At 36.3% G+C, this 22606-nt stretch carries 20 protein-coding genes; 6 read left to right on the top strand and 14 right to left on the bottom strand.

The features are described 5' to 3' along the window. Positions 1–41 precede the first annotated feature (41 nt). Positions 42–401 carry an SMR family transporter gene (locus tag ACN0V2_RS07990; RefSeq protein WP_417550283.1) on the bottom strand — a complete coding sequence of 120 codons (360 nt, stop codon included), beginning with the start codon at positions 399–401 and terminating at the stop codon, positions 42–44. Further along, the gene (locus ACN0V2_RS07985; protein WP_417550282.1) at positions 398–1828 is read right to left on the bottom strand and encodes a UbiA family prenyltransferase; all 1431 of its coding nucleotides are present in this window, start codon (positions 1826–1828) and stop codon (positions 398–400) included. Before ACN0V2_RS07985 ends, ACN0V2_RS07990 begins: the two co-directional genes overlap by 4 nt. A gap of 84 nt (positions 1829–1912) precedes the next feature. On the opposite strand from ACN0V2_RS07985, the gene ACN0V2_RS07980 reads away from it, so the two are divergent. Next, positions 1913–3145 carry an ArnT family glycosyltransferase gene (locus ACN0V2_RS07980; protein ID WP_417550281.1) on the top strand — a complete coding sequence of 411 codons (1233 nt, stop codon included), beginning with the start codon at positions 1913–1915 and terminating at the stop codon, positions 3143–3145. A gap of 28 nt (positions 3146–3173) precedes the next feature. Here the strand turns inward: ACN0V2_RS07980 and ACN0V2_RS07975 are convergent, their stop codons facing one another. The 8 genes from ACN0V2_RS07975 to ACN0V2_RS07940 form a co-directional block, all read right to left on the bottom strand. Next, on the bottom strand, positions 3174–3620 hold the full coding sequence (locus ACN0V2_RS07975) for a hypothetical protein (RefSeq protein WP_417550280.1): 447 nt from the start codon (positions 3618–3620) through the stop codon (positions 3174–3176). Then, positions 3617–5041: a GMC oxidoreductase gene (locus ACN0V2_RS07970; RefSeq protein WP_417550279.1), complete on the bottom strand. Its 1425-nt coding sequence runs from the start codon at positions 5039–5041 to the stop codon at positions 3617–3619. The genes ACN0V2_RS07975 and ACN0V2_RS07970 overlap by 4 nt, the downstream gene beginning before the upstream one ends. Before the next feature lie 65 nt (positions 5042–5106). Then, on the bottom strand, positions 5107–6117 hold the full coding sequence (locus ACN0V2_RS07965) for a glycosyltransferase (protein ID WP_417550278.1): 1011 nt from the start codon (positions 6115–6117) through the stop codon (positions 5107–5109). Then, a complete protein-coding gene (locus ACN0V2_RS07960) occupies positions 6110–6631 on the bottom strand; it encodes a serine acetyltransferase (protein WP_417550277.1) in 522 nt (173 codons plus the stop codon). The genes ACN0V2_RS07965 and ACN0V2_RS07960 overlap by 8 nt, the downstream gene beginning before the upstream one ends. Continuing rightward, on the bottom strand, positions 6628–7152 hold the full coding sequence (locus ACN0V2_RS07955) for a serine O-acetyltransferase (RefSeq protein WP_417550276.1): 525 nt from the start codon (positions 7150–7152) through the stop codon (positions 6628–6630). Before ACN0V2_RS07955 ends, ACN0V2_RS07960 begins: the two co-directional genes overlap by 4 nt. Further along, complete coding sequence (locus ACN0V2_RS07950; RefSeq protein ID WP_417550275.1) at positions 7145–8140, bottom strand: glycosyltransferase family 2 protein; 996 nt, start codon at positions 8138–8140, stop codon at positions 7145–7147. Before ACN0V2_RS07950 ends, ACN0V2_RS07955 begins: the two co-directional genes overlap by 8 nt. 2 nt (positions 8141–8142) lie before the next feature. Beyond that, positions 8143–9198, bottom strand: a complete 1056-nt coding sequence (locus ACN0V2_RS07945) for a glycosyltransferase family 4 protein (RefSeq protein WP_417550274.1) — start codon at positions 9196–9198, stop codon at positions 8143–8145. Between the two features lie 17 nt (positions 9199–9215). After that, a complete protein-coding gene (locus tag ACN0V2_RS07940) occupies positions 9216–10577 on the bottom strand; it encodes a hypothetical protein (protein ID WP_417550273.1) in 1362 nt (453 codons plus the stop codon). Between the two features lie 257 nt (positions 10578–10834). On the opposite strand from ACN0V2_RS07940, the gene ACN0V2_RS07935 reads away from it, so the two are divergent. From ACN0V2_RS07935 to ACN0V2_RS07920, 4 genes are all read left to right on the top strand, one after another. After that, positions 10835–12166 (top strand): oligosaccharide flippase family protein, encoded by a 1332-nt coding sequence (locus ACN0V2_RS07935; protein WP_417550272.1) that lies wholly within the window; start codon positions 10835–10837, stop codon positions 12164–12166. Positions 12167–12189: 23 nt separating this feature from the next. Next, the gene (locus ACN0V2_RS07930) at positions 12190–13083 is read left to right on the top strand and encodes a capsular polysaccharide synthesis protein (protein ID WP_417550271.1); all 894 of its coding nucleotides are present in this window, start codon (positions 12190–12192) and stop codon (positions 13081–13083) included. Positions 13084–13142: 59 nt separating this feature from the next. Next, positions 13143–14288, top strand: a complete 1146-nt coding sequence (locus ACN0V2_RS07925; RefSeq protein ID WP_417550270.1) for a glycosyltransferase family 4 protein — start codon at positions 13143–13145, stop codon at positions 14286–14288. Between the two features lie 80 nt (positions 14289–14368). Next, on the top strand, positions 14369–15202 hold the full coding sequence (locus ACN0V2_RS07920) for a hypothetical protein (protein ID WP_417550269.1): 834 nt from the start codon (positions 14369–14371) through the stop codon (positions 15200–15202). Positions 15203–15276: 74 nt separating this feature from the next. Here ACN0V2_RS07920 and ACN0V2_RS07915 read toward each other — a convergent pair whose 3' ends face one another. After that, a complete protein-coding gene (locus ACN0V2_RS07915; RefSeq protein WP_417550268.1) occupies positions 15277–16236 on the bottom strand; it encodes a polysaccharide pyruvyl transferase family protein in 960 nt (319 codons plus the stop codon). 653 nt (positions 16237–16889) lie between these two features. On the opposite strand from ACN0V2_RS07915, the gene ACN0V2_RS07910 reads away from it, so the two are divergent. After that, entirely contained in the window at positions 16890–17915 is a 1026-nt protein-coding gene (locus ACN0V2_RS07910) for a glycosyltransferase (RefSeq protein WP_417550267.1), read from the top strand. A gap of 83 nt (positions 17916–17998) precedes the next feature. Here the strand turns inward: ACN0V2_RS07910 and ACN0V2_RS07905 are convergent, their stop codons facing one another. The 3 genes from ACN0V2_RS07905 to ACN0V2_RS07895 all read right to left on the bottom strand — a co-directional run. After that, the gene (locus ACN0V2_RS07905; protein WP_417550266.1) at positions 17999–20389 is read right to left on the bottom strand and encodes a hypothetical protein; all 2391 of its coding nucleotides are present in this window, start codon (positions 20387–20389) and stop codon (positions 17999–18001) included. 680 nt (positions 20390–21069) lie between these two features. Further along, positions 21070–21960 carry an ExeA family protein gene (locus ACN0V2_RS07900; RefSeq protein WP_417550265.1) on the bottom strand — a complete coding sequence of 297 codons (891 nt, stop codon included), beginning with the start codon at positions 21958–21960 and terminating at the stop codon, positions 21070–21072. A gap of 3 nt (positions 21961–21963) precedes the next feature. After that, a partial coding sequence (locus ACN0V2_RS07895) for a CpsD/CapB family tyrosine-protein kinase (protein ID WP_417550264.1) occupies positions 21964–22606 on the bottom strand: 643 nt, incomplete at its 5' end.

Genomic DNA, 22606 nt, shown 5'->3' with positions numbered 1-22606 from the left:
ATGATTCCTTATTAAACACCGTTACAAGTAATAGAACATAGTTACCGAGCGAGCAAAACAACACCCGATACAACAAGCATTGTTCCCACCAGCTTTTGAACTGTAATCGGCTCATGCAATAAAAGGTGAGCAAATAACATTGTGCCAACAAATCCAAGTCCTACAAAAGGATAGGCACGGCTCACTTCGACCTTCGTTAAAACATACAACCAAAACACCATGCTCATGCCGTAACAGAACAAACCTAGCAACACAAATCGATTGAGAATCAAAAAGACACTTTCTATCGAGAGCAGCGTTTCCGGTAAAATTAAACGCCCCATTCCCGCTTTGAGCGATAACTGAGCGGCAACAGAAAGCATTACACTGACCAAAATCATTAAAAGGGTGAGATAACTCATATGAGTTTAGCCAATAAGGTAATGATTAATATAAAGCAAATTGTTGCCAGACTGCCTTTATTTTTAATTGAAAAAACAATCGGATCATCATGCATTTCCCCTCGATTGGTTTTTAACCACATTCGTAAAAACCAGTAGGCAAAAGCAGGCAAGGTTGCCCATAACAACAATGGTGTCGAGTATTCTTCATTAGTCATTGCGACCTGAACATAAAATGCCACTAGCAATAAAGAAATAAATGCGGAGGTCACGCCGAAGCTCTGCATCAAATAGTAATCCTCCACCTGATAATCTCTACCAGTGGCTTTATCTTTGTTCACTTTTGATAATAATTTCAGTTCAGCACAGCGCTTCACCAAAGCTAAACTGAAAAAAGTAAACATTGAAAACGCCAACAACCAGAATGAGAGCACGACATCAATAACCATGGCTCCGGCGATGATACGAATTGTAAATAAACTAGCCAGTGAAATAACGTCAGCAATAACATATGTCTTTAAGACAAATGTATATAAGAGCGTCAAGGCAAGGTAAGCCAAGATCGATAATTGGAATGCGGTATTGGTAAAAAGTAACGATCCAATCAATGTCGCAACAAATAACCCCATAGCGAGCAATACGGCTTGTTTAATAGATAACATTCCAGAGGGAATGGGTCTTAGACATTTTCTGGGGTGTGCTCTATCGGCTTCAATATCAAGTAAATCATTAAGCAGGTAGGTGGCTGATGCCAACAATGAAAATAAAAAAAATCCAATTATTGCATCACCCCAAACAGCCAAATCAAGATAAAGTGATGAAACAAAAACAGGTACAAAAATAAGCATATTTTTAAGCCATTGATGGACTCGCATGGCTTTTAGGATCGTCTTAAATGTATTGGTTTTGTTATGAAAAATACGTGTCACAGGGCGCTTTTTTGATAAGCGTAATGCAGCAGCAGTGGGATTAACTAAAAAAGACTCATCAGCCTTATCAAATAAGCAGAAATCAAATGTCTCATTGCCTGCATAGGCAAACTTCGGAGAAACTTCTAGGCAATGTTTTAATTTGTTCTCACCTTTCATATTAAACGTGGCAGAAGTCGCCAGTACTCCATCGAAAATTCCCAGATGCTCAGCGATGGCATCCGCATATTTTTGATGACTGGCCGTGGCCAAATATAACTTTCTACCCTCTTCACGCTGCTCTTTGAGAAAACCCAAGAAGCCCTGGTTATAGGGAAGTGTGGCAGCATTAATGTCCACCCGCTCAGCAAGTTTGTGTTTTAAATTAGCCTTCCCTTTCGCTAGCCAGCCAATTAACAAAAAAATATTTAAGGGGTTGTGTTTTAAAAACGTTAAACAGACTTCTAATAGCAGGTCTGTATAAATAAGTGTGCCATCCAGGTCCACAAAAATTGGCAACATGTCCTTATCGACAATCATATTAGATTCTCTGTTGTACTCATTAATCAATTTACGTCTACAATAAAACTATTGAATTTATTTTGACAGGGACGTAACGACGTGATGAAAAATATAATGGTTTCAACTTATGCTAAAAACACCTTATATATTGTTCTCGTTGCATTAGCATTACGCCTGCTTTGGCTATGGTTGATCCCCGTTGTACCTCTCTCTGATTCGGTAATGTATCACGAATTTGCCAAGAGTATTAGTAATGGAAATGGCTATGCATTTCCTTCTGGAAATCTCACTGCATATTGGCCTGTTGGCACGCCGGCAATTTATGCACTCCTTTATAGCGTTTTTGGTGAATCATTCCATGCCATTACAGTTTTTAATCTTGTCGTAGGGATTCTCACACTATTATTAATGATGTCATTAGCCAAGCTTTGGTTTAATGAACCCACGGCATATATTGTGGGTATTCTATATGCAATATGGCCCTCTCAAATTCAGTTTACGACCATTCTAGCTAGTGAGACTATTTTTAATGTATTTGTATTACTCGGCTTATTCTTCTGGTACCGCCCCCAACAAAATACCCTTTTGAACTGGGTGCTTGGTTCTATTTTTTTTGTAGCAGCCACTTACGTTCGACCAATTGCATTATTAATCCCATTTATCTTGATTGGATTGAGTTTTTTACGCGGATTTAACTTCAAACAATTCTTTAGCGCGACCGTGGTAACACTCTTAACAATGGCAATTTTGATTACGCCATGGGCTGTCCGAAACTACAACTTGTTCGGCGAAGTAGTATTGATATCAACCAATGGTGGGCCAGTCTTCTGGATGGGAAACAATCCTGACTCTACCGGTGAATACATGCCTCTACCCGAAGATCTACATTTTGACTCAGAAACGGAACGAGCAGATTATTTTAAATCAGAAGCCATTAAACATATCAAAGAAGAGCCTGGCATCTTTACAAAAAGATTAGCCAAACGATTTATCGATTATTACCGCTCAGAAAACATCGGTGTGAATTGGAACATTGCTGGAATAAAACAGCAAGGATTTGATAAAGCTGTATTCCCGCTTAAACTTATAAGCTCAGCTTTTTGGATTTTATTGGTGATATTGGCAGTTTATGGAGCAATAAAATTAATCCGCAATGATGGCTTTTATAATGCCCTGACAATGACTCCAATTTTTGCCCTTATTGCCTACAACACCACTTTACATACAATTATTGCGTCGGGGGATAGGTATCATTTTCCAATCATACCTTTTATCGGAATATTAGCGGGTTATGGTATATATGAGTTACTGAAAATAAGATTAGAAGATCATTAGTTTAATTATATTTTACAAATAAATATGACTAGTCTTGTTTAAAAAAATTAGCACAGGGACGTTTATAAGGATCATAAAAACCGAGATATTTTATTTCTCTACTTATATCAGCACCATTTTGAAAAAAATCTGTGGCTAATAAAAAGTTAGAGACTGTATAGTTTTCTAAACGCCTTATTGGATGTCCCATAGGTAAAATATTATATGGGGTTATCACAGATAATAATCCCGAAAACATCCCAAGCACTTTTAATTGTTTAGCATGACTTTGTCGATGTTCCATCATTTCATTACTAAATGTTTTAAATGTCTCGCGATCAATATTTAACATTCCCAATCTGCGCTTCAATATCGCTTCAATAATGTCCGTTTCTTTAGTTTTTTTCCATGTAAGCCAAAAACCAGCGGGCCCCAATAAAGTGGCCGCTGCTATGGATGAAATCAAAAACTTTCTTCTTGATATCAAATTTTTCATGAAAATATCGCTCTGGCACTCTTGATAGACAATGCAGATAAAATTAATGTTGGATTTGCTGCAGGACACGTTGGAAAAGCACCACTACCCAGACAGGCTAAATTTCTAATCTTATGGTTAATAAGGTTTTTATCTACTACGGAAGTTTTCGGATCATTCCCCATTCTCATAGTTCCCTGTATATGAGCAGAACCACCTAAATTTCCATCTTCTTTTTGTTCAATTTTAAAGTCTTCAACTGGAAGACCGTCTAATAATCTCTCAACCCTTGAATTAATATTATTAATCCCTCGTGTCATATAATCGCTATGCTGGGCATATTCAATGTTCGGTTTCCCATTTAAACCAACTGTGACACGTTTATCTGGCTCAGGTATATCCTCTAAAACAAATTTTAACAGGCCTGTATGACGCCACTTGCCAAACTCAGCTCTGAGCCATGGCACATTATAATTCTCAACTAGACACCCAGGCATTTGGTTTCGATCATCTTCATTAACAAACATTGCCCCCAAACCGGTTACCCGTTGTCCGCCATCAAAGTTTTCAACATTTTCTAGGTTAACCCTTACATCCACCGAGATTTGCTCACTTAAATATCGTCCTAAAGCATATTGCTCAATTCCAGAATTCAACAATATAAAGGGAGACATGATTGCGTGGGCGCCAATAGCTACAAAATTACCTTTGTAGCGAACTAATTGCCCTCCTTCTCGACACTCAACCCCCGTCGCAATATTATTTTGAATCGTGATTTGTTCAACAGAGGTATCTAATTTGAGTGTAACTCTTTCATCTTCATATATTGACCGCATATGCAGATCAACTTGAAACTTTGCTCCAACTGGGCAAACTGAGCAAACGCCATTATTGCAACATTTAGCTCTGCCATAACTGAAATCATTCGCTCTCGCACTGGGCATTGCGATGTGCAGATCTCCATATTTCTTTTTGATTAATCTATCAAAGGCATTAAGATTATGGGGCTGCATTGGATAAGGAGCAGACATAGGATAATGACTGGAAGCTTCTCCCGAAATCCCCATATGAGTTTCGACCTCCACAAAATAGGGTTCTAATGTCGAATAATCAAAAGGCCAATCTTCCCCAACACCATGTAAAGAATGCATCTTAAAATCACTTGGATGCATTCTTGGGGTGTTACCAGTCCAACAGCTTCCGCCTCCAAAAGCAAAGTTTTGGATCCATGGTTTTTGAGGAGTTATATTGTTTATTTGTGAATCAAAACTAATTCTACTGTTTAGCTTGGTATCCAACTTCCAGGCGTAAGGCAAATCTTCACCCTTCTCAATAACTAAAATCTTCTCATTCGATTTAGCGTGCTTTAAATATTCATACAAAAAATAAGATGAGGCAAAACCTGTTCCAATAATGATTGTGTCAAAGGATGTATCCATCATACCTACCTGTGTGCAGAGTCGTTGTAGCTAATTACGTAAGTTTCTTGCGTATGTAACAAATAAATTTATTTATACTCAATTAAACCACCTTGCTTCCCGCGAGCATAATTCTTTAAAAACTCTACCACACCTAAAAATTGCGGCCATTTACCTAATACATTAGATGTAGCGTAAATAAACCCAACATAAATTGAACCGATTTTACTTTTATATTGAAAAGCTAAACGAAGAATTTGGACGGGATATAGTAACCATAAGATTATGAAATCGTCTTCAAGGATAGTTAAAAAAAGGAGAGTAAGCGGAATTAAAACTGCCCAAATAACGATGCTACGAGTTTCTTTTTTACGAAAGTGCTCTTGATCATTTCCATGTAAAGCATAGCTTTCGGCATAGGCATGACCTGCACGTTGATTACGCTTCCACCATTGCCCGAAACGCGTCATTGCAGCATCATGCAATGTCATTTCAGCATCTAATCGCATAATCTTCCAACCTAACTGACGCATGCGATAACACATCTCAGGCTCTTCGCCAGCAATAAGACCTTCACGGTATCCATCAACAGCTTGGAGAGCCGTTAAACGAAATAAAGCATCTCCGCCACATGCTTTAGCTTCGCCTATCGGCGTATCCCACTCGATATCACATAATCGGTTATAAATACTGGCATCGGGATATCGTTCTCGACGACGTCCACACACTGCAGCAAAATCCGGATGACTATCCAAAAAATCTTTGGCTTGAGCAATCCATCCAGACTGAACCTCGCAGTCCCCATCAACAAACTGAACATACTGAGTAGCTGGATGTTTCTCTATTAATGCAGCCAAGCCTGCATTTCTTGCCCGGGCAGCGGTAAAAGGTTGTGTCATATCCAGCTCAACCACTATCACACCTAATGATTGCGCCAGTGCAACACTTTCATCTGTGGAACCTGAATCAACATATACAATATACTTAAGCTCATTAACTAATGAATTTAGACACTGTTTTAAACGTTCGCCTTCATTTCGGCCAATCACCACAGCACCAATATTTTGATGGGCACGAGAGAACAAGTCCTGATCAGTCATTTTGAATAACCTCAGCCGTGCTCCCAATGATTTTTGCAGGAATACCAGCGACTATTGCATATTCAGGGACATCTTTTGTGACAACCGCATTTGCTCCGATTAATACATGCTTACCGATCGTGATATCACCAATAACCTTGGCTCCAGCTCCTATATCGACATGCCCCATTAATTTGGGTGCACCTTCATTTCCTCTTTTCACGCCGAGAGTTACTTGCTGATGGATTAAACAATTAGGTCCGATATAAGAATTTGGATGAAGCACAATTCCATTCGGATGCGGCAGCAAAATGCCACCTGAAATCGCAATAGTTAATGGAATATCTGCCCCCGTCACTGCAGACCAAAATCGGTAACGCAAAACTGCTAGTTTTTTTACTATTTTAGAAAAGAATCCGCTTTTTTGATTTAAAGCTTGATAGTCACGGATACTCGATAAGAGTTTTCTGGAGGGATCCCAGAACTGGCGAGGCTTTTCTCGGCTCCAATCAGCTTGTTCAGCAGAAACCGTCATAGATCTTGACCTTGTGGATACTTTATTTTGATAACTTTGGCAGGAATGCCAACTGCCACAGCATAGTCAGGTATATCTGATGTCACTACGGCATTTGCGCCTATGGCCGCATGATCACCAATGTGGACCCTTCCTAGAATTTTGGCCCCAGCACCTATATTTACATACGCTCCTATCGAGGGGGCATCAAAAGGAGCTTCAAGACTTTTGTTTCCAATAGTGACACCCTGCCTGATGATACAACCATCCCCTATTTTAGCCTGGCCATGAATCACTATCCCGTGTTGATGCTCAAAAGTAACGTTATTGCCTAACATCACCGTATAAGGTAATTCAATTCCATATTTGAACCGCACATGCTTTTCCATTTGCCGGTAGAGAAAACTTAGTGGTGTCCTTAATAGTTTGTTGTTTATCGTCATACGCCATCGGCCAAAGCGGTAGACAACTAAAGTACGAAAACCTGCATGATTGATTGATTTCGAATTCGCCTTCCTATCTTGTCTGATATTTTCAAACATCCTGTTTCCTATCTAGCCACGACAGAAAAATGCTATTTCGCCAGAAGTCTCTAAGCATATTTTTTGGATTATTAGTTTTTTTGCGCTGAACAAAGTAGCGAATCTTTAATAAACCAAACCCAATTCCCCAGATAAGATCTGCAGCCATCGTATAACTTAAACCATGATTTTTTAAAAAATAATATTGTCTTGATTGAAACCAATATTTGGGACGTCTTCGGCGAAGAGCATCCCCTCGAATTACACCAGTACTTTGCCCAACATAGTGTATAACCCGACTGGAGGGCACATACCAACATTCCCAACCAGCCCTAACAGATTGAAGACAAAAATCTGTTTCTTCAAAATAAAGAAAATATGTTTCATCCATCAGACCGATATTTTCGATCACAGAATAACGAATAAACATGCTCGCACCTGCAACCCAGTCACATAGTGTTGGTGAGTCTGGAATGTAATTTAGACTTACTAATGATTTTGAAAAAATACGATTAAGATATCCAATACTTGTACTTGCGAGAAATTCACTTGCCAAGCTACAAAAGTTAAATGCGGATTCTTGGGGGGCACCATTTTCTGATTCTAATCGGCTGCCTAAAATACCTGCTTTGGGAGACGTATCAAAAAAACTAACTAAATTGGTTAAAGCCCCATCTAACACTCGAGTATCAGGATTCAAGAGCCAGATAAAGGAAGGAGTTTTTTGATATCTATTAATTGCAGTTTTGATAGCTAAATTATTACCATAGGAAAACCCCCCATTTTTTTCTGCAAGTACTACATCAACATATTCAATAAATCCGGCTTTATTTACGAAATCAGTCAAAATTTTAAAAGAATCATCAGGTGATTGATTATCCACAATAACAATACGATCTCTAGATTTATCTATTTGATGAATCAAGTCCGGTAACATTCTGCAAACAAGCGCTGCTGAACGATAATTGACAACCGAAACTAATACCCGGAAATCAATAGAAGCTGCCATTTTCAATTTACCTTAATGTTTTTAGATGAATTAATAAGTTGTTGATAAAAACTATCAAGCTCTAGCTTAGTATTTTTCAATCCATAATCATTGGCTTTAGCTAAACCCTGCAAACGTATTGTTTCTTTTTTTTCCGGTTCAGCTTGTAATGCTAACAACATTTCCACCACAGCTTGGCAATCACCATCTTCTGCCACTAAAGCAGTTTCATTATGTAGCATAAACTCACGCCCTGCACCACCAGTGAATCCCACTACCATGCAACCACATGCCATGGCTTCGAGGGGTGGTAATGAAAAGCCTTCTGGATATCCCGTTGCTAAAAAAATATCAGCAGATTGATATTCGTCAATTAGTTGTTTCTGTGTCAATCCATCGACAATCCTAATTTCATAATCGCTATTATTTAAAAAATGTTTGATTATTTTTAAATCTGCAAGGTTTTTACGGGACATAGCCAATATCCGATTAGGTATTCTTTTCTGTGGTTCAGGTTTGAAAGAAAACAAGTCAATACCGTTAGTAATAGTAGTTGCAGAAATTTTCATATGTTGTTCGACGTATTCCGAACAATATTGGCTGCAGGTTATTACTGAATCATAACCTAACTGAAAATAATTCTTTTCTTTATCTTCAGGTTTTAGCCATTTAATAAGACCAACCCAGTTTTGCAAAAATAAAATTTTTGTAGCTTTTTTGAATAGAAGGCCTTGATAAGGCGCAAACTCAGTAGCTATAACTACATCGTTCTCAGTTATTGTATTTATTATTTCTTTGAATTTTACGGTAGCAATGTCATAGTGAAAAAAATTGCCATGGTACTCTCCCATTAATACAGGATGAACAGAATAACCAAGCTCCCTTAATAAAAGACAGTGTTGATAAATGACCTTAATACCGCCAGCTGGCTTATGCTTTCGAATAAAACATTTTTGAAGATAGTTAATTGTCTTGAGTCTAAAAATATTCTTTAGCAAAGCTTTTAGGGAAAAGGGAGTTCTTTGATGTAAGTCGGGAATAATATAAAAAATTCTTGCTATATTGTTGCTCGCTAACATATTTAATCATTATCCCTTTAAATAGTTTTATTACCAACGTTAGATCCGCTTGACAATAAGCTTTGAGCTCGACCTAGCAGACTTCCAGCAAGACACCAATATAATGGATTAAATGAAGCGTTTGGTAATTGATCAATCATGAGCAAACCAACAGCTAAACAATGGCCTGAAAAGAGTATTTGAGACTGTTGAGATGTAAACTTCATCTGCTTATTTCTTCTAAATGCTATCCACACTGGCAGGAATAAAAATAGATATGTTGATAAAAAGCCTAACCAACCCGAAGTACCAATTTTAATTATCCACTCACCATCAGTCACACTAATATCTTCACCGGTCTCTAGATCATAAATTCTATTCCGCCCCCAAGTCCCCCATCCAAACAAGGATTTTTCACTAGCTCGATCAAGCAACATACTTTCATTCCTAAACCTATAATCCAGTGATCCCGCTCTTTCCGTACTAATCTCACTTGCTAGATTAACTACCATGCCGTGAGGAAAGAGCCCTGTTGCCGATGAAATTGGGTAAGTTATAAAAATCAACGCCATCAAAACAGATGCAAAGTAGATTTGCTTTGATTTGAAAAATCTTATAAAAATCACTGCAAACAAGCCGTAAATTAGTGCAGCTAAACTTTTAGATAATAAAAGCGTTATAAAAACAACTGCTAAACCAAATGTGTTGCTATACCTAAAAACTTTATATTTTGCTTGTTTTAAAGAGGCCCAGAAAACAACTCCTAGAGCTAAAAACATAGCCACTAAGAGTCCATGCCCCATAAAAACGACAGCTCTAAACCCGCCCGAGCGATATTGTTGTATCCAAGAATGCGGAAAATAGCCATAGACTATATTATGTAATTGAGGACTCATTCTGATTTCATACAAAGCAAGGAATGCATATACCAAACTAGCTAGAGCAAAGTACTTAAAAAGTCTGAACTGATCTTTTTCTTCTCGAAAATAGGTTAAACCTATTAAAAAAGGAATAAACTCTAAAAAACTGATCACTGAATTACTAAAGCCATCATAAAGCGTCAGTCCGGGTAAATGTAAATAACGTTCTTGATTTGTTATTGCAGTAACGAAGGGGGAAATAATGAACAATAATAACAATAACTTAAAACGCTTATCCAAGTAACCAAAACCTAATTTCCCACCCCGAAGAAGAATAAAACACAAGATTGTAAAAGTAGTTATTGAAAACTTATCAGGATCAGGTAACCCAGGCAAGTTGATAGAAAAAGAGGCTGGCAGAAACATATAAGCTGCCAAAAGGGAAATTAAGGATCCTGGGCCAATACCATATTTTCTCAACAAGAAAAAAGTGACAAAAGGCCAAGAGAGTAAAGCAATATAAGCAAATGTATTTGGCATAGGATAATTTAGCGACTAGTATGTGCGGAGCTTAAAGGGTAATGATGCCTCTGTAAACGCGAATAAGGCATTTTGTAATTAGTTTAGGTAGCTAGCTGTTAAGCAAGACTTCACTTGAAGGAATTAATGCCAACTCATGGAGTGCCTACACCAACAAACAAACTTTTCGTTTTTTAAAATATTAAATTAATCGAATAAGTAATAACACTTTGTGAAATCCCCCACTCCCAAATAACTTGATAGCTCACCAACAAAACATGAAATTTATTACTAAAAACTTCAAAGGTGAAAACCTGCGAGCAAGGATATTGCGAAGTTCATCCATAACTTTTGCAAGTTACGGACTACAGCAAATCTTACGCCTCATCTCGAATCTGATTCTAACTAGAATCCTTTTTCCAGAAGCCTTCGGAATAATGGCTTTGGCAACCGCGATATTAGTTGGTTTGACAATGTTGAGTGATATTGGAATTGAGCAGTCTGTAATACAAAATAAAAGTGGTTCAAAAGGTTACTTCAGAAACACTGCATGGGTTGCACAGATATTTCGTGGAGTCATACTTTGGGCCTTTGCATGTTTAATAGCATATCCTATAGCCCTAACTTACGAATCTCCAATTCTTTTCCCATTAATATGCGCTCTTGGTAGCACATTAGCTATAAAAGGATTTAGTACTACATCTCTGGCTGTGGCTAATAAAGAGTTAAAAATATTCAAACTTTCGATAGTAACCTTGGGAATCCAAGTATCCAGTGTGGTACTTACTATTATATTCGCATTCTATACTAATTCAGTTTGGGCACTTGTTTGGGGTAATGTCATATCAAGCTTAATTGGTGTTTTTGCTGGACACATATTTCTAAACGATGGTTTTAAACATCGCTTTGTCGTCGACTGGTTAAGTATGCGACAAATCATTTCTTTTGGAAAATGGATATTTATTAGTAGCATTTTTGGTTTTTTAGCGAACCAAGCGGACAAAATGATAATTGGTAAGGTTCTCTCACTTACTGAGCTTGGGATTTATACCATTGCATTGACGCTCGCTGAAGTACCAAGGTCAATTTTATTCTCACTCAATCGAAAGGTATTATTTCCAGTTTACTCAAAAATCCAAGACGAAAGCGAAAAGGAAATAAGAAAAAAAGTTCTTCGATCTAAACTACTTATTTGTGGAATGTTATTACCAATTGCACTCTTTTTACTTATATTTGGTAGCCACATTACCGAATTACTTTACGATGAGAGGTATATAAATGCAGGTTGGATGCTACAAGTTTTAGCCGCTGGTGTTGCCTTTCAAATAGCTACAAATGTTGGACCATTTTACTTAGGTTTTGGCAGATCTGGACTATTTGCATTCACTATTGGAATAAAAGCAGCATTACTAATCTCATCAATGTTAATCGGTTCAGCACTATATGGTTCTGCAGGGTTAGTCGCTGGAATTACTATTTCATCAGTACTTTACTATTTCGTTGAAATATTCTATCTCTACAAGTTTCGCATTTGGTTCTGGTATATAGATCTTTTCTTGATCATTCTTATTGGATTAGTTAGTTTTTGGGTATATAAATCTAATATATAGTAAAACAATATGAGTAAAAATTAATGTCTTTAAAAAAATACTTAAGGAGCATTTATTCATTTTATAAATGGTTTTTCGACTTTTTTATTTATTCACCAAGATTTGAAATATATGCCAAACAGTTAAATAAAGTGAATGGGAAGTATTTTGATATAGTTAAAAATGATCAAGCAAAAAATACTGATACTCATTTAAAATCTTATTATGCAAATCCAGTTCCAAAAAAAGTTTGGATATATTGGGCTCAAGGTGAGATAACGGCTCCACTAGTTGTAAAAAAATGCATCGAAAGTTGGCGTAAAAAAAATATTGATTGGGAGATCATCGTTTTAGATGCTGAAAGTTTAACTAAATATGTTGAGTTACCTAAATTACCTGAATATTTACCCGTCCGATATCAAGCAAATCTTTTGAGGACAATACTCTTAAAAGAATATGGAGGCGTATGGACCGATGCAACGACTTATTGTCATAGACCGCTATCTGAATGGTTACCATTATTATCAAATAACGGTTTTTTTATGTTTTCAAATCCATCTGATGATCGGGATATAGAGAACTGGTTTATTGCATCAATTCCAAATCAACCACTCATAACTGCATGGCAAAAAAACCTTGAAAAATACTACCAAAATATGAAAAAGGTTCATCCATCCTATTTCTTAGCCTTTTATATCTATCAATGGATGTTAAAACAAGATAAGGAGCTTAGTAGGTTACAACGTGAATGCTCTTCTTTAAATGCTGGTCCATGTTTTATAATGAAATCAGTATTATTGGGTAATACCAGATATTCTGAACTTGATAATCATGTGAAGAATGGATTGCCATTGAGTAAGCTTGATTGGCGTTTAAGTGTAACTGATGAGCATTTCCAAGGAATATTAAATGAAATTGAATTTGATAAAATAATTTAACATCATACAAAGATTGAGACTATTTGTAATTATTTGTAGACTTTCATGGTGAGTTCATAATGCCCAAAATTGGTTACCTAGCTATAGACAATCCCTATGATGTTAAAAGCTTTAGCGGTACAGGCTTTTATATGTTTAATGCATTAAACGGCAATCAAGACTTTGAAGTGCATTTATTGGGCGAGGCGATTCTTACAAGAAAAGCATTATCATGCATTTTAATAAGAGCTATTAAGCGAATTTTCAAATTCTCGCCTTTAATTCATAAAAAACTGAAAAATTTAGAGCTCCTTTTTTTTGTGAGACAAGTAAATATCGAACTTAGAAAAACTTCTATAGACTTTATTATCGCTCCAGTCTGTAGTTCTTTAGTGGCAAAAATTGCCACAAATCCTTCCCTCCCGCCTATTATATTTGTAACTGACGCAACACCTAGCTTTCTTGAAGAATTTTACAATTGGCCAATAAAACCTGAAGCCTATGTTCAAGAAAAAATTGCTATTGAAGCAGCTACTGCCGTGGTCTATTCGTCCGAATTTATGGCAAACAGAGCCAAATTAGAATATTCAACAAAAAATCCAGTTGATAACAAATTCAAAGTTGTCCCTTTTGGACTTAACCTGGAGGGTATCCCTGAATTTATTCCAGATAAGAATGTTTCTGGAAAGATTAACTTGTTATTCGTTGGAAGGGATTGGAAGCGTAAAGGGGGAGAGCTAGTAATTTCAACGTTCAACCTTTTAAAATCGCAAGGCCACACTGTTAAGCTAACTATTATTGGTAGTGATCCAGAAGAAGCCAGATTACTAGAAGATGTAGAAATAATACCTTACATAAACAAGAGTGTTTCCGAACAAAAAATAAAATATTTTCAAATTTTAAGTGAAGCGCATTTTTTGATCCTACCTACTAAGGCAGATTGCACACCAATGGTTATTGCTGAAGCAAATGCATTTGGTACCCCAGTTATCACCACAAATGTGGGTGGAATACCAACACTTATTGAAATTGGCACAAATGGTTATTTACTTAATGTAGATGCAAAAGCAGAACAATATGTTGATTTGATAATGAGAGTTATCAATGATAGAGAAGTCTTTAAAGAATTGTGTAAGACAAGCCGAATAAGTTTTGATACCCGTCTTAATTGGAGTGCTTGGAGTTCAGAAATATTACATATTTGTAATAACATACATAAATCTTGAATATAGATTTTAAAATTATTCGTCTTATTTGAACTATCAATTATTTAATATCCTATTTTCATCTAAAAGGTATATAACTAATGTCATTAGATATTTTATTTAAAGTTAATAGAAAACTGACAAGCTATAAGAGAATAATTTCGGATTTATTATTAATTAGACCAAAATCGGCTAAAATAGCAAATTTTTCAGTTACAAAGAAAAATATTTTAGTACTTGGCGTTGTTCTAGAGGATAGAAAAAATCATTTTAGACATATTAAAAAAGAATTGAATCAATCTGAACATGACGTAAAACAAATTTGGGCAGTTATCAAACCTAAAAAGGAAAAATCATATATTTCTACGGATAGAGTATTTTTCGAGCTGTTTTATAACTTCACACCCAGATCAGAAATAATTAATTCACTTTGGACAAAATACAAAAGCTTTAATCCTGACTATGTCATAATTTTAGATGATGATATAAGACTGCCAGCTGATTTCATTAATAAGTACATTTCTGTTCAAGAATTTACAAGTTTCTCATTAGCTCAACCAGCTAGAACGCCTGAAAGCTATATTTCTCATCAAATAACGACTCGCATTCCAAATATACTTGCTCGTGAAACACAATTTGTAGAAATAGGTCCACTTGTTTCAATAAAAAGAGAACTTCACGAGCATTTATTACCACTGGATACTAGCTCTCCTATGGGCTGGGGACTTGATTTTGTTTGGCCAATCGAAGTAAAAAAACACAAACTATCAATGGGTATCATTGATGCCGTACCAATCGCTCACTCACTCAGGCCGACTGCAAAATCGTACAGTCATTCCGAAGCACTGAATGAAATGAATAAATATCTTAAAAATAAGGAACATATGAAACCTGATGATGCAATGAGGGTATTAAATATTTATGAAATTAAATGATTACCATTACTAACTCCACCATTCATTCATACTTCTTATTAAATTGGAAAATCTTCTCAACTAAATCCTATTACTTATAAGGAAATCTGTCTGTTAATCAAATCAATTTTCTCATCTATTAATTCAATTTTTCTTGTATAAACACTAATATTACTTTGCATCATCATTCTTGATTTTGAATTTCGCAAACCTTTTTTAATTAAATATTCGAATACGATCTCATATTTACTTATTAATTTTTTTACCCTCTCACTCTCGCCTTTATTCTTTTCAACTATATGCTTTTCGTTAATACCTTTTTTTATGCCTTTATCTGATTTAAATTTAAAGTATTTGTTTGTAATCTCACGAAACTCTTTGATTTTAGAGTACAGCTCTTTTGGAAAACCTAACATCTCATATGTATCAACTGACATCTCAAGACTAGATGCCCAATCATCCCATTTAAACGTATTGTATTGATTTGAAATTGAAACTGGTATCCACGGAATTCTATATGCATCAGCAATGATTGCAGCGTGCATTGATTCTGCAATTACATATTCTGCATCTCTAATTCTTTCTATTACAGAAATGGAGTCATCTTTTGGACTCACGTACTCAATGCCAATTGAATTACATAACTCATCCCACTTGATTGGTAATTTAGCCGTGGTGGCATGTGGAATAAATATTGGCTTCCTTTTTATGACATTGCTTGGAATTGTAAACCGTGGTGTCAAAATAGCAGGGTCTGTAATTGCTAAATCTTCATTTAGTCCAAGTGCTATTGCAGATTTTGGGCCTCTAACCCATACATAGTTAATATTTCTCTTTGATTCAGGTAATGGTAAGGTTCCATAGCCCACGCCACTTCCCATGACAAAAATATCTTTATAGTTCGTAAAATTTCCTTCGTTAATAATTGTGCCAATACCAAATAGCACGCTTTCTTTTTTGTAATCTCGCCATTTAGGTATAACAGAATCCCAAAACCATAGATTCATATCATCGCCAAAATTTCCACCTGGCATTTTTTCGTAGAATAAGTTCACATCACCTCCTCTGTCTAACTACCATTTTTAACCATTTATCATACAATATTCTCATTATTAAATTATATTAAACTGAATATAAGTACTTTCTTTGGCTCAATTTTGGCCTAACCTGATCTTTAATCTTAACTCAGCTTAGTAATTCTGGTGGGGTTGCTTAATTTTGCCTCTGAATGCGATAACATTAATGGGCATCTGATAGTACTAGTACAGACGATTTTTGTTCTAGTACATTGGGTTTATTAACTATCTGACTTGCGACATGCCTATAACCGATAGTTATTATCATGCCTCCCAACCTAAGACTAAAAGCCAAATTAATAAGATTCTTACTCTCTAACTGACTAAATATATTTTACAATTCCGATCATATTAATTTCATTAATGACTCTAATGTGATGCTTGTAAGTACTACAAAAATAAATAATGGGTTCACTTACTAGATACAATTTTAACTTCAATAAATAGCGGTAGTGACCCATTCTCTAACTAGCAGCATAAAATCCCTCTATAGTTCATATGAAGTGAGCTATCATATGAACTATAAAGTTCTGAGCGCATGGTAATTGTATTAGCATGGCTACACCTCTCAGGTCTACTGAGATGATTCAAATTACTTTTTATAATTTATATGCTATTGAACGGAATAAGAAATGCTTAAAGTAGACATTGGTATATTTGCACATAATGAAGAAAAGAATATTCGGCAAATCATCGAAACAGTAAAGCAACAGGATATATTTTACTCAGAACAATATTCTGTCAAGGTCTTTATCTTAGCTAATGGCTGTAAGGATAATACTATTAAATTTGCCCAGCCCCTTGTTGATGAAACAAGTAAATTTGAAATTGTGGATTTACCCATAAGTGGTAAATCACGCACTTGGAATCGATTTGTTCATGAATTATCCAGTAAAGATGCTGATCAGCTTATTTTTTGTGATAGTGATATCTGGTTTACCAAAAAAAACGTATTAAGAGACCTATCGGAAGGGTTAAATAAAAATGCCATGCTCTCCGCAATGAGCAGTCGTCCAATTAAAGATTTAGTTTTAGCGCAAAATAGACAATCTATCACCGATAAAACAATAGCGTCCTCAGGTGATAGTTTTAATAATTGGAAAAAATCTATTTGCGGTCAACTCTATGCTCTTACCTCATCAACAGCCCGCTCCATTTATTTACCGATTGGTTTGCCTGTTGAAGATGGTTATGTGAGAGCTATGATACTTACAGAAAATATGACTTCTTCAGAGAATCTTTCCAAAATATCCGGAGATGAAGATATATTCCATCTTTATCAATCTGAGAGAACTATCAAAAACCTAATAAACCATCAAACCAGAATTGTTATTGGTAGTGCAATAAACTACATAGTCTTTGAAGAACTTCGCCAGAAAAACTTTACAAAAAAGGAAATGATTGAATTTACAAAATCTATATCTGAAAATGAAAGTTGGTTAGGTAAACTTATTACATTAAAACTGCCATCAAAAAAATATGGCTGGGTTCCTTGGCATTTCCTTATAAAGCGTTTTAAGTATGTAACTTCAGATCGCCGTAAGCTATTGAAACCTAAAAAATTAATACTGCTCATTCTTGGAGTTTGTTTTGATCTGATTGTGTTTATTAAAGCACAGTATAAGATGGCAAAAGGAAGTGGAGCAGGATATTGGTAATAGCTCTATTGCGATTAATATCTCTGCATTTTTATAAAAAATGGCCCTCAATTTTCACAATCAAGGGCCAGAATAATCAAATTCTATTTTTCTACTGAATTTTCTTTAGCCTTTTCAAGCATTGATGCTTTTTTCATATAAACCAATAATTCATCAATGATGAAATAATTGCTTGGATTATTTTGTAACTTCTTCAAAATATCATCTATGTAATTAGCATAATTAATATAACCTTGCTGCTTGATGTATGAATCTAAATTATTAACAGCATCAGTTTTAAAGATATATAAATTCTCACTAGTGGTTAAGCCGCTACTGGATATTTTCGAATATGTTTCTATCTGTTTTGCTTGATTGATGATTGTATTTTTATCAATATTCACCTCACCAATATTACCTTTAACCATAATTCCAGAATTATTTGATATTGAATTATTGCTCTGATCCATTATGTGATTGCCACAGACTAAACCGGACTTCCAATCATTGACATTAATATTCCATGCAATATCCCTATTTGTTGGTTTAGCTCGCCCCACGTTTGAGAGCACATTTCCTACTACTTGTATATTTTCCCATCTAAATCCATTATTAAAGTCTGTATTGCCACCCAAAGAAAAACCAATTTCCCCTTCAATAATTACATTAGTATCTAATAATATATTTTTGGAATTAATGGTATCAACTTTTGTGTTTCTATTTGAATTAGATGTAAACTTCATTCCCATACTCGATGGTCGTGAAGATAGATTTTTGCGTATTACCATATTATTACTATTTTCTATATAAATATTATGGTTAAAGATAGTCGCATATCCTTTATCTTTCGTATTCAAGGGTACATCCAACGGCCTTTGTTGATACCAACCATTATGATCAAGAATATTTTCCTCAATTAAAATGTGATCTACGTTGCTCAAAAACATTCCTTGAGAGTGGCTACTATTGCTATACGAATTTAGAATCTCATTTCGTCTAATTACGATGTTTGTATTGATAGCACCTTCCATAGACCCCATGACAATGCCGCCAGAGTAATAATTAAAACGATTATTTTCAATATGTTGCCCTCTTAGAAACTCCTTACCACTCTTACCGCTAGCAAGATTGGTAAATGCTGTGCGACCTTTATTACTCCAGCCTAAAAAGTTAGGGGACTTAGGATCATTGGTACTCGCATAAAACTCAATACCTAGAATCGTGTTGTAACCCCTGTTACCCAGTCCTTGCATGGTATTATTAGATTTTGAATCTATTATCGGTCTTTTTCCATTTTGGGGGCCATAAGCACCAAAGACAATGTGTGCATTCTGCGATTTACCGGTTTTTAACCAAATAGTTTTTTCCAACTCAAAAGTGTCGCCTTTTTTTAGCAAAATCCAGTCTGGTTTACCATCTCGAATTTGTTCATAGGCTTTTTCGATGGTTTTATATGCTTTAACTGTTCCAGGATTAAAAGGGTCATCCATTCCCAACCCATTATATGTTTGGCCTGTGCTATCATCACCTTCTGTGGAGCTAACGTAGACGATTTTAGTCTCAATGTCAGGTTTGATAATTGACCAACCCTCACTGTCTTTGGGGTAGGTTTGAATGGCATTTTCCCAAGGTGCATTAGCAGTACATTCAGATGTATTTACTGAATCAATTTTATCCTGCCCGTTTTCTATTATTGGCTCATCACTGTCGTTGACAACATCCTCAATGAGGTCTGGATTAACACCAGCTACTACGTCATCTTTCAATGATGTGTCTGCTAGTGAGTTTTGCAGTTGATTGCGTGATGCTCTGGTCGAGCTAGTGGTGGTCTGTTGCGGATCTATAACATTATCTACACCGCTATTCAGTGAATTAGAACCTGAGCTGGGGCCTCCGGAACTTGATCCACCTGAGCTTTTTCTGGGGCTGGAAGTTGAAGTTGTATTTTGTGGCGTACTGGTTGGTGCTTGGTTTATTATTGGATTGCTCGGTGTCACCAATTCGGTATTCGCAACGGTAATCTCGTTATTGTTCGAAAACTCGGTAGCAGGCGTTGTGTCGGCTGATTGTGTATCGTTTACTGCAGATGGCACCCATGTTAGGTCTTCGCCCTTACACTGCCTCTGCGAATAACTACTGACCTGAGAATTTTTTGTATTAAACTCGGCGGTTTTGTTCTGAGACCAAACGTCATAATTTGTCCATGTTGGTCCGGATTTGATAAGAACCAGGTCACCATTAGCGAGATTACGTGCAGCAAGCGCTTCATTTATATTCTGAAAAGCAACTATTCTTCTTGGTTCATAGGGGTTTCGCAGGGTTCCAAGATTGTAATTGTAATTTTTAGCCAGTTGATCACTACCATTGGTAGGGTTGATATAAATCACTCTGGACGACTTGGAGAAATTTTTCGTCGTTACGATACAGTCGGCCTGAACCGTACCAAAAGTAAATATAAGCAATAAGCCGAAGAAAGTTTTGATTTTGTTATGCATTTTGAATACCTCTACCTGTTTGTGAAGCAATCATATGCTTTTATAAGCTTACAAACAGTATGTTTTATTTTATTATCTGAGCGACTTAACAAAATGAACGAAATTAATCAAGGATGTAAATTCATAATCTATCGCTAAGTTATTTAAACCATCTCTACCAAACGCATCAATGAACAGTATTGTCTTCATTTTTATTATTTTTTTAGGCAATTACAGCATTATTATTGAACGACCCGTTTACTTGATTGATTGTTTTTAACCTTACTGTTTCGAAATTCGATTGTACAAGCTTTTCTAATATGACTTATCCATGGTTTTGAGCAGCCAAAAAGGTTTAGGCCGTCATCAACCCCATTAATTATGGATTAATCAGTATAGACGGGTTGAGATGGCGTTACTACCCTAACCAATTAGTGAGGAGTTTAACGAATTAACTGGATTCAGTCTTTATACTATTTAGATGCAGATTGGCTAGCTCGATTTGCGTTTTAACAAAAAAAGCCCGACGTTACCGCCGGGCTAAAAACCCTCTGGGGGGCAGAGGATTTTTAAAACAACCTGTGACTTTTATGGAAAGATCTCATAATTAAGAGATAGAGAGATATTAATAATTTGCCACAAATCGTATCGTGATTTTAATCACAGTTTGCGATTGTTGTGATTTCCAGTGCTAAACGCTGTTAGATCAATTGAATGTTATGTTGCTCCAGCAACCAGCTTTTAACGCGTTTTACATCAGGGTTCTCTGAAGCCTTCGATTCCACAATACGAGAGGATTTTTTATCTCGAATCATTTCCTGTATTAAAGCGACATCTATCTCATTTTTACCATCGGCAAACGCATATACCATGGCAAAATCACACAGGTTATTAATTCGGCGGGGAATGCCTTCGCTATAACAATAAATCACCGCACAGGCTTCATTGCTAAAGATTTTCCGTTTCGCCCCGGCCACTTCCAATCGATATTCAATGTAATTCTGCGTCTCCGGATAACTCAGCGCCTTTAAATGAAACTCCACGCCAATACGTTGAGCAAATTGCACCAATTCTGGCCGGTTTAATTTTTCAATCAATTCTGGCTGCCCGGTTAATACCAGTTGCAAGAAAATATCTGAATCTATATTGACGTTAGACAACAACCGCAATTCTTCCAATGCCTGTACGGATAAGTTCTGTGCTTCATCAACAATCAATACTACTCGTCTGCCCTGAGCATGCTGCTCAACCACAAAATTGATGTAATCACGATAACGACCGGCATTATCTGTTGATGTGGATTGTATTTCCAATGAGTCCAGGACCCATACCATCAACTCACCAAATGACTCATGGGTATTGTTAATTAAACCAATAACACAATCATCATCAATCTTACCAAGCAAAGCTCTTATCAGGGTTGTTTTACCTGCACCAATCTCCCCTGTGACCACGGTAAAACCAGCATGGCTCATTAAGCCATATTCCAGCATAGTTAAGGCTTTTTTATGATTCGGACTTAAGTAGAGAAATGTCGGATCAGGCACCAGGTTAAATGGCTTGTGTGTGAGACCAAATTGTTCTGTATACATAAATTAGTAATTTTGATGTTCGGGATGATGCGCTGCTTTATTCACGACCGTACCCAATAAATGTGAGCCTTCAAGTAACTGTAAAGATTTGGTTATATTCGATTCTGTGTTTTTACCATCTTCAAGCACCAATAACGTACTATCAAAATAGCCAGCCGATAATAAAACATCATCTGTTTGCAGTACCGGCGGCACGTCAAAAATGATCATTCGCGAATCATATTGCGCTTTAATGTCGGCCACTAGGTTTGCCATTTTTGGACTGGACAGCAATTCTGCTGAATCTTCTGCACGTCCAAGCCCTGGCAAGATAACCAAGCGTTTTATGCCCGGATTCATTAACACTTCGGATAGCTCATAATCTCCAGAGAGATACTCTCGTAAGCCAATGGAGGGTTTTAAACCAAAATATTTACTGATGCTTGGGTTACGCAAATCCATATCTACTAGAAGCACAGTTTGGTTTAGTTCCATTGCAATGGCTATTGCAAGGTTAGCTGCACCTACTGTTTTACCTTCTCCTGCTGTTGGAGACGTAATTGCAAGCGACTGCCAACGATTGCTTCGCATTTTTTTGAGTACTTGAGTACGAAGCATTCTAAAAACCGCTGATTGCGGGTTATTGTAAAACCCCGCAATAATTCGG

The organism is Methylophaga sp. (genome assembly GCF_048266885.1).
Lineage (GTDB): Bacteria > Pseudomonadota > Gammaproteobacteria > Nitrosococcales > Methylophagaceae > Methylophaga.
This window is presented reverse-complemented; position numbering and strand designations above follow the sequence as displayed.